General features: G+C 64.3%; 13 protein-coding genes. 6 read left to right on the forward strand and 7 right to left on the reverse strand.

Annotated elements, in window-relative coordinates:
* Nucleotides 1–177 precede the first annotated feature (177 nt).
* Nucleotides 178–579, forward strand: coding sequence for a J domain-containing protein (locus QRM57_RS06930; RefSeq protein ID WP_284986062.1), 402 nt, complete (start codon nt 178–180; stop codon nt 577–579).
* Nucleotides 576–953, forward strand: a complete 378-nt coding sequence (locus QRM57_RS06935) for a hypothetical protein (protein WP_141283126.1) — start codon at nt 576–578, stop codon at nt 951–953. Before QRM57_RS06930 ends, QRM57_RS06935 begins: the two co-directional genes overlap by 4 nt.
* Before the next feature lie 21 nt (nt 954–974).
* On the opposite strand, the gene QRM57_RS06940 is transcribed toward QRM57_RS06935, so the two are convergent.
* Nucleotides 975–1,187 carry an NfeD C-terminal domain-containing protein gene (locus QRM57_RS06940; protein ID WP_502868625.1) on the reverse strand — a complete coding sequence of 71 codons (213 nt, stop codon included), beginning with the start codon at nt 1,185–1,187 and terminating at the stop codon, nt 975–977.
* 16 nt (nt 1,188–1,203) lie between these two features.
* A complete protein-coding gene (locus QRM57_RS06945; protein WP_235519159.1) occupies nt 1,204–2,682 on the reverse strand; it encodes a flotillin family protein in 1,479 nt (492 codons plus the stop codon).
* Nucleotides 2,683–3,286: 604 nt separating this feature from the next.
* Between QRM57_RS06945 and QRM57_RS06950 the strand changes: the two genes are divergently transcribed.
* Nucleotides 3,287–4,618, forward strand: coding sequence for a cell division protein PerM (locus QRM57_RS06950; protein ID WP_284986063.1), 1,332 nt, complete (start codon nt 3,287–3,289; stop codon nt 4,616–4,618).
* 31 nt (nt 4,619–4,649) lie between these two features.
* On the opposite strand, the gene QRM57_RS06955 is transcribed toward QRM57_RS06950, so the two are convergent.
* Nucleotides 4,650–5,099 (reverse strand): hypothetical protein, encoded by a 450-nt coding sequence (locus QRM57_RS06955; protein WP_284986064.1) that lies wholly within the window; start codon nt 5,097–5,099, stop codon nt 4,650–4,652.
* A gap of 11 nt (nt 5,100–5,110) precedes the next feature.
* On the opposite strand from QRM57_RS06955, the gene purN reads away from it, so the two are divergent.
* Nucleotides 5,111–5,674, forward strand: coding sequence for a phosphoribosylglycinamide formyltransferase (gene purN, locus QRM57_RS06960; RefSeq protein ID WP_284986065.1), 564 nt, complete (start codon nt 5,111–5,113; stop codon nt 5,672–5,674).
* A gap of 37 nt (nt 5,675–5,711) precedes the next feature.
* Here purN and QRM57_RS06965 read toward each other — a convergent pair whose 3' ends face one another.
* The 3 genes from QRM57_RS06965 to QRM57_RS06975 all read right to left on the reverse strand — a co-directional run bounded on the left by QRM57_RS06965 (nt 5,712) and on the right by QRM57_RS06975 (nt 8,995).
* The gene (locus QRM57_RS06965; RefSeq protein WP_284986066.1) at nt 5,712–7,064 is read right to left on the reverse strand and encodes an MFS transporter; all 1,353 of its coding nucleotides are present in this window, start codon (nt 7,062–7,064) and stop codon (nt 5,712–5,714) included.
* Between the two features lie 61 nt (nt 7,065–7,125).
* Nucleotides 7,126–8,076, reverse strand: a complete 951-nt coding sequence (gene murQ / locus QRM57_RS06970; RefSeq protein WP_284986067.1) for an N-acetylmuramic acid 6-phosphate etherase — start codon at nt 8,074–8,076, stop codon at nt 7,126–7,128.
* The gene (locus QRM57_RS06975; protein WP_284986068.1) at nt 8,051–8,995 is read right to left on the reverse strand and encodes an N-acetylglucosamine kinase; all 945 of its coding nucleotides are present in this window, start codon (nt 8,993–8,995) and stop codon (nt 8,051–8,053) included. The genes murQ and QRM57_RS06975 overlap by 26 nt, the downstream gene beginning before the upstream one ends.
* 236 nt (nt 8,996–9,231) lie before the next feature.
* Between QRM57_RS06975 and QRM57_RS06980 the strand changes: the two genes are divergently transcribed.
* Together QRM57_RS06980 and purH are read left to right on the forward strand one after the other, a co-directional pair.
* On the forward strand, nt 9,232–10,161 hold the full coding sequence (locus QRM57_RS06980) for an endonuclease domain-containing protein (protein ID WP_284986069.1): 930 nt from the start codon (nt 9,232–9,234) through the stop codon (nt 10,159–10,161).
* A gap of 292 nt (nt 10,162–10,453) precedes the next feature.
* A complete protein-coding gene (purH, locus tag QRM57_RS06985) occupies nt 10,454–12,124 on the forward strand; it encodes a bifunctional phosphoribosylaminoimidazolecarboxamide formyltransferase/IMP cyclohydrolase (protein WP_284986070.1) in 1,671 nt (556 codons plus the stop codon).
* A 136-nt stretch (nt 12,125–12,260) separates the two neighbouring features.
* On the opposite strand, the gene QRM57_RS06990 is transcribed toward purH, so the two are convergent.
* Nucleotides 12,261–13,367: a trypsin-like serine peptidase gene (locus QRM57_RS06990; protein ID WP_502868633.1), complete on the reverse strand. Its 1,107-nt coding sequence runs from the start codon at nt 13,365–13,367 to the stop codon at nt 12,261–12,263.
* Nucleotides 13,368–13,439: the final 72 nt, after the last annotated feature.

Raw genomic sequence — 13,439 nt, forward strand, 5'->3', positions numbered from 1 at the left:
CAGGACGGGAGCTTCGGATCGGCCGCAGCATCGGAAAATGGGCGCAGGCTTCGCGCCACGCCACAGCGCTTGACGCGCAGAGGAAAACGCGGCCCCTGACGTCGCCTCCCGATCGGATGGCCCTCGGCTTCGGCCGGGGGCCATCTCCCATCCACCGCATCCCACCCGGAACCAGCAGTGAACACCCAGCCAGACCACTACGCCACCCTGCACGTGACGCCCGATGCCACCCCGCGCGAGATCGCACGCGCCTACCGGGCGCTGCTGCGCACCCACCACCCGGACACGCGCCAAGCAGCCGACGACGGCGGCACCCCCTCAGCGAGCGACGTTCAGGAACTGCACGCCATCATGCAGGCGTACGTCGTTTTGTCGGACCCAGGAAAGCGGGCGGCATACGACCGTGAGCGGCGCTCCAGTGCTCCATCCGGTGATCGTGGGACGCCTGTGAAGGTCCGAGTCCATCGATCGCCGGAAGCTACGCCCGGTCCCACCTCGGGGCAGGGACCGCTGTCGTTTGGCCCGGCCCGATGGGAGCCCCTGCCCCGAAGCACCCGACTTCCAAGGAGACATTCATGAGCGCATGGCGTCCCTACGACGGCCACATCATCCCGGCCTTCTACGAACGGTTCGAGAAACGCTGGGGGAGGGGGACCGCGCCGTTCCTCGATCCCGAGGTCCATGAGCAGCCCATGCCCCGTGCCCAGTGGATCAACCCCGATACGGGCGCGGCCGTGGCGGTCGTTCCTATCTGGACCGACGACCCCGAGCACAGATCCTTCGGCGTCTTCTACCTACCGCCAGCCGGCGATATTTGGATGCTGCGGCCTGGACCCACCACGTTCCTGGAACCCAGCGGGGGAGCGAGTCGAGAGCAGGTGACACTCCGGAACGACGCGTTCAAGAAGGCGGTCAACCATGCCAAGGAGTTCATCTACGGGCCACAGTTGTAAGGGCGTGCCGCGCGAGGGCGGCTATTCCTGCAGGACGTCCGGCAGTTCGTCCACGTAGACCGATTGCGGCGGTTCGAAGTAGATCACCAGAACTTTCTCGCCCACGGTAAAGACACTCGTCTTGTCAAATGGGTAGGCGAAGAAGGCGCTGGTCCCACCATGGAAGGGAAGCATGACTTCGCCAATGGTTCCAGGCGCGACGGTGCCTGTGACCCTGCCGATCTTTCCGGTCAAACTTCGATCTACCGCTCTAGGCATCTGGTGCCTTGGCGGAGGGAGACGGTGCGGGTGGTGCCTTCACCGGAGCCGGCCGGGGAGAAGGAGCAGGCGTTTCCTTGCCCCGCAGCGCCGAAGCAAGCGACGGCAGGAAGTTCCCCACCTGGGAGAGGATTCCACCCACCATACTGTTCAGCCCCTCGCCACCATTGAGTACCGTCAGCTGCCCAATCCGTGAGAACGGTTCAGCAGCTGCCGACACGATCGCGGGCATGTTCTCCGCGATCTGCTGGGAGATGACGGCATCCTGGTTGGTTTCGAGCGCTTCACCGCGTGCCTTGATGCCTTCAGCTTCAGCCAACGCCTTGGCCTTCACAGCGGAGGCGGCCGCATTGCCGCGTGCCGTCGTCGCCGCTGCCTCGGCTTCACCCGTGACGCGCGTTGCGCCTGCCATCGCTGCCGCCGCCCCTGCGTTGGCTTGGGCTTCGAGCTCGACCCGTCGGGCGTTTGCTTGTGCCTCGAGTTCGGTGCGCTTGGCCAAAGCTTCCGCGGCGCTGATGTCAGCGGCCTTCTTGGCCTCGGCGTCGGTACGCTGGGCGTATGCCCGGGCATCTGCGGGCTTGCGGATGGTGGTCTGCAGTTTCTGCTCTTCGCGATCGGCCTCAAGCTTGGCCACTTCGGTCTCCTGAACCACCACCTGCTGACGGGCGGTCGCGTCGGCCAGCGGCCCGGCTTGCGCGGCCTGGGCGCGTGCCTGCTCCGCGTTGGCCTGTGCTGCGGATTGCTTGATGGCGGAGAGGCTCTGCGCATCAGCGATCAGGGCCGCGGCTTCCGCTTCCTTCTCTGCAGCTTCCCGGTTGCTGGTGGCTTCCGCTATGCGGGCCTCCATCTTGACCTGCGCAATGTGCGGCTTCGCCAGATTCTGGATATAGCCGGTGGGGTCCTGCAGGTCCTTGATCTGCAGTGAATCCACCACCAGGCCCAGTTTCTCCATCTCCACGCCACTGGCACTGCGAACCAAGGAAGCCAGCTTGTCGCGCTCGCGGATGATTTCCTCCACGGTCATGCTGCCGATGATCGAACGCAGGTGCCCTTCGAAGACGTTGTAGACCTGGCTCTCCATCTTCGGCTGCTGGCCCAGGAACCGCCGGGCAGCGTTGGCGATGAACGGGGGAGCGTCGCCGATCTTGTAGATCACCACACCGTCCACGATCACTTGGATGCCCTGCGAGGTCACGCACGAGACCTTGAGTTCAGTTTCATTCAGGGTCAGGGCAAGGCTGCGGACCGTCTGCAACCCCGGGACCACCAGGGCGCCCTTTCCGGTGACGATCTTGAAGTCCATGCCGTCTGTATTTTCCAGTGTTCCGCGCGTAAGGCCCGAGATGATGAGAGCCTCGTTCGGTTCCGCCACCTTCCACATCGCCTTCGTGGCCAGCCAAATGAAGCCGATCACGAGTACGACGCCCAGAATGATGGCGATCAGCGGGAAGAAAGCTGCGAGGTCGTCCATTGACCTTGTCCCTTCAGACGGTGTGAGCGACACACTTTGGTTGACCCCCAATAGGCCAAATGGTTGCTCGTGTACACAGTCTCGTTGCGCCGAAGCGGGGAGTCCAGCACATTTGTGCGTCATTTGTGCGGCAACCCGGCGGGTCCAAAGTGCCGAGATGTCGCCCCTCGGCGGGAGTGGCACTTAGGTGGGCCGGCCGCCGTCGTGCGTTTCTTCGCGAGGGGTGAGCTTTCGCGACTTAGAAGGGCTTCATAGGGGTGAGACGTCGCCCCTCGGCGGGGCGGAAGGGGTGAGACGTCGCCCCTCGGCGCAAGGAAGGGGTGGAACAAAAGAAGGCTGGTGCAGCCTGGGAAAAGATCCGAAGGTGGCTGCACCAGCTGCTAGTACGACTTTCCGTTTAGAAGTTGTGACACCTATCCATTGGCCGCTCCTAGTTCCCGGCTTCGTTTGTTTCCGGGTCTTTCAACATCAGTTGGGGGCCGTCATCCGCCCCGGGAGAACACCTCCCATCTTACGGCGGCCCATAGGAAAAAGCGCAGGAATTCGCGGTATTTCGGGGGAGTCTGACGGGCGAGTGCTGCCCACCGTGGCACGATAGATCACGATGAAACTGCGCGCTGATCAGACCGGAAACCGTGGCCTCCCCATGCCCCTTTGGCTGCAGGGCGGTTTGGAAGCGGCTCAGTCGGCGTTCATTTCGGCCATTGTTGTGGTGTTGCCGCTGGTTGGGGTGTGGGCGACCGACGGTTTTAAGGACCGCAACGTCGACACCCTGGCCCGTCTGGCCGGCCAAGCCTGGCTGCTGATCCACGGTGTTCCGCTTGGACTGGCACCCGTCGATATGGGCACGGCGGCACAACCGGGATCTGGCCTGTTGTCCCTGCACCCGCTGGGGCTGACGCTCGTCCCGTTCCTGCTTGCCTGGCGTGCGGGCCGGCGACTGGCCCGTGCCTCGTACACTGACCAGCTGTGGCAGGCGTTCCTGGGCGCTTTCGTTGTGTACGCGGCGTTCGGGATGGCTACCGGGTTCGTGTGCCGCACCCCGGAAGTGGTCATCAACCTTTGGTACGCCATGACCATCCCGCTCATTTCCTTCGCCCTGGGCATGATCGTCGGTGCCCGGCGTGAGGCTGGTTCGTGGAGCCGGCTGATTGGCGTGGACGCCGTCGCCTGGCTTTCGAAAACCAGTCAGCATTCACGGTGGGCAGGCTCGTATGTCGGCTCCGGGTTGAAGGCCGGTTTTGTGGCGATCATGGCCGCGGTGAGCTTGTCGGCGGTACTGCTGGCTGCCACCATCGTGTGGCACTGGACAGACATTATTGCCGTCTACGAGGGCATCCAGGCCGGCGCGTTGGGCGGCGCCGTGCTCACCATTGCGCAGCTCGGTTTCCTGCCGAACCTGGTGATCTTTGCGCTTTCCTGGTCCTCGGGCGCGGGGTTCTCACTGGGTGTCGGCTCCACGGCAGGTCCACTGGGCACCACGGTTGGACCGCTCCCGGCAGTCCCCATTCTGGGTGGTCTCCCGGCCGGGCAGCTCGACTTCGGCTCCGCCGCCCTGGCACTGCCGGTAGTCGCCGGGATACTGGCAGGGTGGTGGTTCCTGCGCGAAGGCGAAAACCACTTCGACGAATGGCTCTCCATCAAGATCAAAGCCCGCTGGTTCACTGCCGCGGCGTCAACGCTGTTCCTCGGCGCGTTCATCGGCGCTGTGGCAGGGCTGCTCGGTGGCGCGATGGCGTGGATCGCCCGCGGTTCTGCCGGCATTGGCCGGCTCACGGAAATCGGACCTCACCCGCTGTGGACGGCAGTCTGGCTTGCCGCCGAAGTGGGGATCGGCGTCGTGATCGGGTACGCAGTGGGGCCCTGGCTGGAACGCAGCCAGAAGCAGCGCGAGGCGAACCTCGACGAAGCAGCGTACGACGACGAACACGCCTGAGCGGGTCAGCGGCCGCTTAGGCGGATGCCGGTCAGCGCATCGGCGCCGGCATGGAGTTTTCCAGCTGGGTCAGGCACTGTGTCTTCGCGGATTCCGTGAGGGCACTACGAGAACAATCCTGGTACGTGCTGACCTGCTTGAAGAAAAGCACGGACGTCAGGATGAGCAGGCACATCACGGCGGTGACGATCAGGCCGGAGATGGTCCCGAACAGGATCAGGCGGGGCTGCTTGAACTTCACTGTCCGCACCAGCACCACCACGCCCAACACCCCGGCGGCGAGGGTGAGGATGGCGCTCAGCCAGACGTAATCCACGTTGAGGGAGAACACGAAGAACGCGCCCAGAGCCGTCAAAAGGAATGCGCGGAACAGGATCTGGGTCACGCCGAGCGCGGACTTTTCGGCCTCGGAGCGGGATTGCTGGCTCGGCTTGGGACCGACGTCGGGATTCATGTTTTCCAGCCTACGCGAGCCGCCCATAAGCTAGTGCAATGCGCATTGTTGTCCTCGTCTCCGGTACCGGTTCCAATCTTCAGGCTGTCATCGACGCCGTGAAGTCGGGTGAACTGGATGTCGAGATCGCCGCTGTGGGTGCGGACCGCCCAGACACGTACGGCGTGGAGCGTTCCGACGAAGCAGGCATCGAGACGTTCGTGGTGAACTTCAACTCCTTCGACACCCGCGCGGAGTGGGACGCTGCCCTGCGCGACAAGGTTCTTTCCTACAGCCCGGACGTCGTGGTTTCCTCCGGGTTCATGAGGATCGTCAGCGAAGACTTCATCAACGCTTTCGACGGCAAGTACGTCAACACCCACCCGGCCCTGCTCCCGTCCTTCCCCGGCGCCCACGGTGTCCGCGACGCGATCGCTTACGGTGTGAAGGTCACCGGCTGCACCGTGCACTGGGCCGACGCCGGCGTGGACACAGGCCCCATCATCGCCCAGGAAGCCGTCAGTGTTCTTCCTGACGATACCGAGGAAACCCTGCACGAGCGCATCAAGATCGTGGAGCGCCGCCTGCTGGTCCAGACGATGCGGGACCTCGCGGCCCACTAACTCGCACCCGCCCCTGCCCAGGTCAGGAGAGCTCGCGTCAGGAGAGCTCGCGCTGCTTGGTCTCCGGGGCGAAGAACGCCATCCACAGCACCGACAGGAGCACCAGGCCACCGGCGAGGGCAAAGGACGTCGCCAAACCGAACTCCGGCCAGAAGAATGACGCAAACACCAAGGGCCCAAAGCCCGCGCCGATGCGGGAGAACGTCGAAGCCCACCCGAAACCGGAGCCGCGAAGCTCGGTGGGATACAGCTCGGACACGTAGGCGTACAGCACCGGGATGGCCACCTGGACCACGAACCCGAACACCAGCAGCCAGAACACCGCAGCCGAGGGAACGTCCACCACGAGCGCCACAATCACCAGCGTCACCGCGGACAGGGGACCGGTGATGGCCAGGATCCACTTGCGGCCCACCCGCTCCACCAGGAGCGCAGCAACCACCACGCCCAAAAGCCCGACGGCGGCCATACCCGCCGTCGTTACGAACGCTTTGTACTCCTCGAACCCGGCGCCGATGAGAATGCGCGGCATCCACGTCAGCGACAGGTAGTAGACCAGGAGCACGGAGAAGAACAACGCCCAAGCCGTGGTGGTGATCTTCCAGTTGAACTGCCAGATCTTCTGAAGCTGCGACCACGCACTGCCGGCGGAGAGCCGGGGTGCGGCCTCCGGCTCGGGCAGGCTGTAGGCGCGGGGTTCAGCCCCTGTGGCGTCGACCAAGCCGTCGATCACAGCCGCAGCTTCAGCGCGACGGCCCTTCCGGATCAGGAACAACGGCGATTCGGGGACCGATCGGCGCACCCAGAACACGAGCAACGCGGGCAGCACCATGATCAGCATGGTGAGCCGCCAGTCCCCGAAAGCCGCCACCAGCCACGCAGACAGAAAACCACACAGTGCTGCCCCCACCGGCCACCAACCATCCATGGCGGTAAGGACTTTGCCTCTTTGCTTGCGCGGCGTGAACTCACCCACCAGGGCGTAGTCCACGGGGATGCAGCCGCCCAAGCCGAAGCCGGCCATGAAGCGGAAGATGCAGAACCACACAATGTCCGGCGAAAACGCGCCAAGGACCGTAAAGATGCTGAAGATCAGGAGGGTGGCAGTGAACGCCTTCTTGCGACCGATGGTGTCGGCTATGGTGCCCCATGCGAACGCACCTACAGCCATGCCAATCAGGTTGGCCGTGCCGATCCACGCCGCGTCAGCGGGTTGCAGGGACCAGTGCTTGGACAGCAAGGGGATCAGGATGCCGTTGAGCGTCACGTCCCAGGCGTCGAACATGAATCCAAGGCCGCCGATGACGAAGATCTTGCCTTGGACCTTCCAGCGCCATGGCAGTTCCTGCACCACTTGTTCGCCGCTGGGCACGGTTGTGTACGTATTCATAGGGCCTCCTGCATGCAACTTTAGGCCCTGCCGGGCAACACGTTTGGCCTGGCGGCCGACGTTACTTCTGGTTCTCGATGGCCCTTCGCAGGAAGCCGCCCGCGTCCTCAAGCGCACCCTTCGCTGCGGAGGCTTCGATTCCCGTGAGGAGCACCAGGATTGCCGCCTTAACAGAGCCGCCCACGGAGTCCAACGCCGCTGCCGCTTCCGCCGCGGAAACACCGGTGGCGTGCTGCACGGTCCGCTGTGACCGGGCCAGCAATTTCTCGTTGGTGGCACGCAGGTCAACCATGAGGTTCCCGTAGGTTTTGCCGAGCTTGACCATCACCAAGGTGCTGATCATGTTGAGGACAAGTTTCTGGGCGGTGCCCGAGTTCAGCCGGGTTGAGCCGGCGATGAACTCCGGACCCACAACAACCTCGATCGCAGCATCGGCCACATGGCTCACGGCCGATCCCTTATTGCAGGCCAGCGACGCCGTGAAGGCACCGTGCTTCCGGGCCTCCTCAAGCGCGCCGATCACGTACGGCGTCCTACCGGAGGCGGTGATACCGACGACGGCGTCCGCTTCCGTCACGTTGATGTCGTGCAGGTCCCGAGCGCCGGCCGTTGCGTTGTCCTCGGCGTACTCCACCGGGTGCTGGATCGCTTTGGCGCCACCGGCGATCAATCCGACGACCAGCCCCGGCGGTGTGCCGAACGTTGGCGGGCACTCGCTCGCATCGAGCACACCCAACCGCCCGGCTGTCCCGGCGCCCACGTACAAAAGGCGGCCGCCGCGCTGGAGCCGCTCCGCAACGGCGTCGACCGTTTGGATAATCGCGGGACTGGCCGCTTCAACGGCAGCGTGCACGCCTGCCGTGTGGGCCAGCATTGCGGCCACGAGTTCTTCGGTGCCAAGGATGTCCAGGTTCTCCAGGCCCTCCGCGGTGGCTTCGGTCTGCAATCCGGCGAGTTCCGTGCGCAGGCCCGCAAGTTTGTCGGCGTCAGTCGGGCCAGTTTGTTCCGTCACGGTGGATGTACCTTTCCTGGATGAGCCCGCGGCGCGTCGCAGCGAGGGCGGCGCCGTCCAGGCCATCGCCCAGCGGGGCCACCACCTCAATCCCAGCCGAAGCGAGGGACTTCCGCAAGAGCGACGCGAAGAAGTCCGACCCGACGACACCGCCCAGCAGCGCAACGCGTTGCGAGGTGTCGTCGCCGGAGGCTCGTTGCACTGTTGCAGTCAGGATGCGGCACGCCTCGCCAACGATGTTAAGTGCGACGGCGTCACCCGCCTCCGCTGCCTGCAGAACCAGCGGTGCGAAACGGGCCATCGCCCTGTAGGGGTTTTCCTGGTCGGCCAGCCACCCCGGGAGCATCTCCGGCGACTCAACCAAAGCGCCGGCCGCAGCGGACAACGATGTGGCCGGGCCGCCGTCGTGCGCTTCAAGAACTGCCTGCAGACCCTGCTGGCCTATCCAACGGCCGCTGCCGCGATCACCCAGGTAAGGTCCCCAGCCGTCGGCCCGGTGCAGGACTCCGAGCTCGTCGAAGCGGAAAGCCACGGCGCCTGTGCCCACGATCAACGTCGTGCCGGGGGCGCCCTGGAGTGCGCCGAGTTGGGCGGCTGTGGCATCGGAGAGGACCGCCGCGGGAACTCCGAAGCGTAGGGACAACATGGTGGCAAGCTCCTGTGACTTCTGCGCCGAAGCCTCGACGCCGGCCACAGCAGCGCCGATACCCGTTACCGTCGTCAAGGGCAGGCCCGGCGGCAGCAGCGCAACGGTCTCAAGCAGGAGGTCGAACGCGAGGGTGGGGCCGTTGTCCACGTGAACTCCCGGGAACCCGTGCTGGTCCGCGGCACCCAGCATCTCTGAACCACGGCGCAACTCCACGCGGCAACGGCTCTTCCCTACATCGGCAACAAGAACGACATCCTGGGGGTCTTCCATGGCACAACCCTATGTTGCGGGGCCTGCTGTGCGTGGCACTTCGGGTGTTTGGGGCGCAGAGTGGGCCTCACAGTGCTGGGATCACGCGTTGTGGGGCCTGCTGTGCGTGGCACTTCGGGTGTTTGGGGCGCAGAGTGGGCCTCACAACAGCTGTGGAGGAGTAGACAGAGATGCCTCTGGCAGCGTCTTCTGTGGATAACCGAATGTGAGCCATCGTTTCCGGCAACTATGGACCCATGCGAAATCTCACCCCTTTGCCGCCGGAGGTCGATCCCCGAGGTTTTCTCGTCGCAGACGCATATGCCGCCGGTGTGCCGCGATGGCGGCTCCAGACGAAAGGGCTCCTAACGCCGAGTCGGGGCCTTCGTGTTGCAGAGGCAAACGAACGCGACCTCGAACTGCTCGGACGGCTGCACACCACAGTCACACCCCGCTGCGCAGTGAGCCATGTCACGGCGGCACTCTTGTGGTCTATTCCGCTTCCTATCTACCTCGAGGAAGAGGGGAGGGGCGGGCTGATCCACGTGACGCGTCGGCAAGAAATTGGGAGGGTCAAGCGTCGCGGAGTGATAGGTCATCGGGCACCTCTGCTCGCTCGGGACGTGCGCGTGCTCAATGGAGTTCAACTGACGTCGCCGGAATGGACATGGGTAGATTTGGCCAGGCATATGGGCAGGTCATCTCTGGTGGCGGCAGGGGATTCGCTGCTGGCCAGGAAGAATCCTTTGTCCTCGATCGAAGCGCTCCAAGAAGTTGTTGATCGGCGCCCGAAGGTCAAGGGGATCCGTATGGCGCGGGAAATTTTGCCATTGTTGCGGTCGGGCGTCGACTCGCCGCAGGAGTCAAGGCTGCGCCTGAAGATAGTCGACGCCGGGCTGCCGGAGCCAGCAGTAACCCAACCAATCTTGGATGATCATGGCCGTTATGTCTCAACGCCCGACCTCCAGTACAAGGAGTACAAAATTGCCATGGAGTATGAGGGGGACCATCACCGCTCCGACCCTGTGCAGTGGGGCAGGGACATTGAACGCGACGATCGGCTTCGGGCCATGGGATGGATTGTTCTGAAATTTTCTGAGGTCCAAATGAAGGCCGGGTGGGCCAACGCAGAACGCAAAGTACGTGACGCGTTGACATCGCGCGGTTGGCGAGGGCCGTCGTCGTAAGTCACGTCTGGGCGCGCACTTGGCGCGGAACGGGCCTCGCAACGTGAGGCAGCGATTTGTGGGGCCTGGTGTGCGCATTTCGTGCTCGGGGTGGCACGCAGAGCGGGCCTCGCAACGCGGGGGCGTGATTTGTGGGGCCTGGTGTGCGCGCTTAGGTGCGCGAGTGGCACGCAGAGCGGGCCTCGCAACGCAAGGGTCCCCAAAGACGCAAAACGAGCCAACCAACGAAACACGATAAACTGCCCGTATCCCACCACCCGCGATATCTACGCGAACTAAGACGGAGACTTTTGTGAGCTTGACGCAGCTTGACCGTGTTCCCATCCGCCGTGCACTGATCTCGGTTTACGACAAGACGGGACTGGAGGAGCTCGCGAAGGGCCTGCACGCAGCAGGCGTCGCAATCGTCTCCACCGGATCCACCGCCAAGAAGATCGCCGCCGCAGGCATCCCGGTCAAGGAAGTCGAAGAAGTCACCGGCTCCCCGGAAATGCTGGACGGCCGCGTCAAGACGCTGCACCCGCGCGTGCACGGCGGCATCCTGGCTGACCGCCGCGTCCCGGCCCACATGGACACCCTGGCCGGCATGGAGATCGAAACCTTCGACCTCGTGGTGGTTAACCTGTACCCGTTCGTCGAGACCGTGAAGTCCGGCGCAGCGCAGGATGACGTTGTTGAGCAGATCGACATCGGAGGCCCCGCCATGGTGCGTTCGGCTGCGAAGAACCACGCCGCCGTCGCCATCGTCACGGACCCGAACTTCTACGGTGCTGTTGTCGACGCCGCAGCCCACGGCGGTTTCGACCTGAACACCCGTCGCCGCCTGGCCGCCAAGGCCTTCGCGCACACGGCAAGCTATGACAACGCTGTTGCTTCCTGGACCGCCAGCCAGTTCCTGGACGAAGACGGCGACGGCATCATCGACTGGCCCGCCTACGCCGGCCTGGCGTTGGAGCGCTCCGAGGTCCTTCGCTACGGCGAGAACCCGCACCAGCAGGCTGCACTTTACGTTGACAAGGCTGCTCCGGCCGGCATCGCCCAGGCTGACCAGCTGCACGGCAAGGCAATGAGCTACAACAATTTCGTCGACGCCGATGCCGCCCTCCGCGCTGCGTTCGACTTCGCCGAGCCCGCAGTCGCGATCATCAAGCACGCCAACCCGTGTGGTGTTGCTGTTGGTTCTGCAGACTCTGCTGACCCGATTGCCGACGCACACGCCAAGGCCCACGCCTGCGACCCTGTCTCCGCTTTCGGCGGTGTGATCGCGGCGAACCGTACCGTCACCGCCGGCATGGCCCGCACGGTTGCGGACATCTTCACGGAGGTTGTCATCGCCCCGGACTTCGAGCCCGAGGCCGTGGAGATCCTCTCCAAGAAGAAGAACATCCGCCTGCTCGCCCTGCCCGAGGGCTACGGCCGCTACCCGTCCGAGATGCGCCAGGTTTCCGGCGGCGTCCTGGTCCAGATGTCCGACAAGGTGGACGCCGACGGCGACAACCCCGCCAACTGGACGCTCGCTGCCGGCGAAGCTGCTGACGAGGCAACCCTCGCTGACCTCGCGTTCGCGTGGACCGCGTGCCGCGCGGCCAAGTCCAACGCCATCCTCCTTGCCAACCACGGTGCTGCTGTGGGCATCGGCATGGGCCAGGTCAACCGCCTGGACTCCTGCCGCCTCGCCGTCGAACGCGCCAACACACTTGGCGTCCAGGTGGAGTCCGACGTCGAAGGTGCTGGCGGCGCGTCCAACGCCAGCGGTGCCGACGCACCCGAGCGCGCACGCGGTGCCGTTGCAGCGTCCGATGCGTTCTTCCCGTTCGCCGATGGCCTGGAGATCCTGATCGAGGCAGGTGTCCGCGCAGTGGTCCAGCCCGGCGGTTCCGTCCGTGACGAGGAAGTCATCGCCGCAGCCAACGCCGCGGGCATCACGATGTACTTCACCGGCGCACGCCACTTCTTCCACTAGGAACCCAGGTGCGTTCCACTAGGAACCCAAGCGTGTCGAAACCACGCGCCCTATAAGCACCACAACGCAACGGCGGCCGCCCCCGGTAGGGGACGGCCGCCGTCGTACTTAACAGGGACGTGCTACTGAGGAACCGTTACGAAGCCGCCGCGGTGTTGTAGGTGGACTGGATCACGGTGCCCCAGTAGGGGCCGTACATGGTGGTGGAGTTGCTGCCGTAGCCGTAGCTGTTGATGGAGTTCTGGTAGCCGGTGGAGCTGTTGCCGATGAACCATGGACCGCCTGAGGAGCCACCGGTCATGTTGCAGGGGATGCCCTGGGTGTTGAACTGCGGGTTGTTGGGATCGTTGGTGGCAGTGCCGGAGCAGCTCTTGAGTGATTCGCCGTTGAACGGGGAAGCTGCCGGGTAGCCGAAGGACTTGTAGCTCAGGCCGCGTGCGGCGTTGAACTGGACTCCGGAGGAGCCCACGACGTCTGCGAGCTTCTGGCCGTTGAGGGTGTTCATGACGGCGAAAGCGGTGTCGTACTGCATGTTGCCGCTGGAGGCCCACTGGGTGGGGGAGTACAGCGCCTTTGCCGTCCACTTCCCGTAGGGTGCTGCGCCGTTGAGGTAGGCCGGCACGAAGACGAAGTTGGTGGCGTAGGCGCCGGGTCCTTCGTTGACGCAGTGGCCGGCGGTGGACACCGTGCTCTTATTGGCGGCGGTCACGGAGTTGCCGGAGCAGACGTAGTTGGAGCCACCGAGGGTGAAGAAGATCTTGCCGATGTGCTTGACAGGCGTTTCGCTCTGGTTGACCTTGCGGTCGATCGTGGTGGAGTCGGTGGCCGCTTCCTGCCCGGGAATGCTGCTGACAGCGCCCGGGGCTTCGGTGATCGGGGCTTTGCCGAGGTTGAGGAGCTTGCCGCGTTCCAGTGCCTTGACGCCGAGGATGTCGCCGGACTTGGCGTTCTTCATGCGCTCAGGCGTCCAGTAGTCTGCAGCACCCGCGTCGGACGCTGCATGGCTGCTGACCGAAGCGCCGCTGGAGTCTGTGGTGTTCACCGGTGCCGCGTTTGCACTGGTGGTTCCAACCAGCGCCAGGATTGCGGCAGCGGACAGACTCAGCAGGCTTGTGGCCAGGGTCTTGGTTTTCGTCACGTTGTTCCTACCTATCGAGGGAGTGAGGCGGCCAGTGATGGCGACCGCCGACTGACGGAATCGAAGGTATCGCGCGTATGACAAGTTTGTAAAGAGATGTTTCAGAGTTTGTGATATTTGGCTGTCACTTCTTGTCGTGCTACTGGAGGGGGCGTACGACGGCGGTGCGCAGCGGCG

The organism is Arthrobacter sp. fls2-241-R2A-172, from assembly GCF_030208885.1.
Classification (GTDB): Bacteria; Actinomycetota; Actinomycetes; order Actinomycetales; family Micrococcaceae; genus Arthrobacter.

Bases quoted from the DNA above. Each gene is read 5' to 3' on its own strand.
- QRM57_RS06935 (WP_141283126.1), top strand. From the start codon at position 576: ATGAGCGCATGGCGTCCCTACGACGGCCACATCATCCCGGCCTTCTAC.
- QRM57_RS06945 (WP_235519159.1), bottom strand. From the start codon at position 2,682: ATGGACGACCTCGCAGCTTTCTTCCCGCTGATCGCCATCATTCTGGGC.
- QRM57_RS06950 (WP_284986063.1), top strand. From the start codon at position 3,287: ATGAAACTGCGCGCTGATCAGACCGGAAACCGTGGCCTCCCCATGCCC.
- QRM57_RS06955 (WP_284986064.1), bottom strand. From the start codon at position 5,099: ATGGGCGGCTCGCGTAGGCTGGAAAACATGAATCCCGACGTCGGTCCC.
- purN (WP_284986065.1), top strand. From the start codon at position 5,111: ATGCGCATTGTTGTCCTCGTCTCCGGTACCGGTTCCAATCTTCAGGCT.
- QRM57_RS06965 (WP_284986066.1), bottom strand. From the start codon at position 7,064: ATGAATACGTACACAACCGTGCCCAGCGGCGAACAAGTGGTGCAGGAA.
- QRM57_RS06975 (WP_284986068.1), bottom strand. From the start codon at position 8,995: ATGGAAGACCCCCAGGATGTCGTTCTTGTTGCCGATGTAGGGAAGAGC.
- QRM57_RS06980 (WP_284986069.1), top strand. From the start codon at position 9,232: ATGCGAAATCTCACCCCTTTGCCGCCGGAGGTCGATCCCCGAGGTTTT.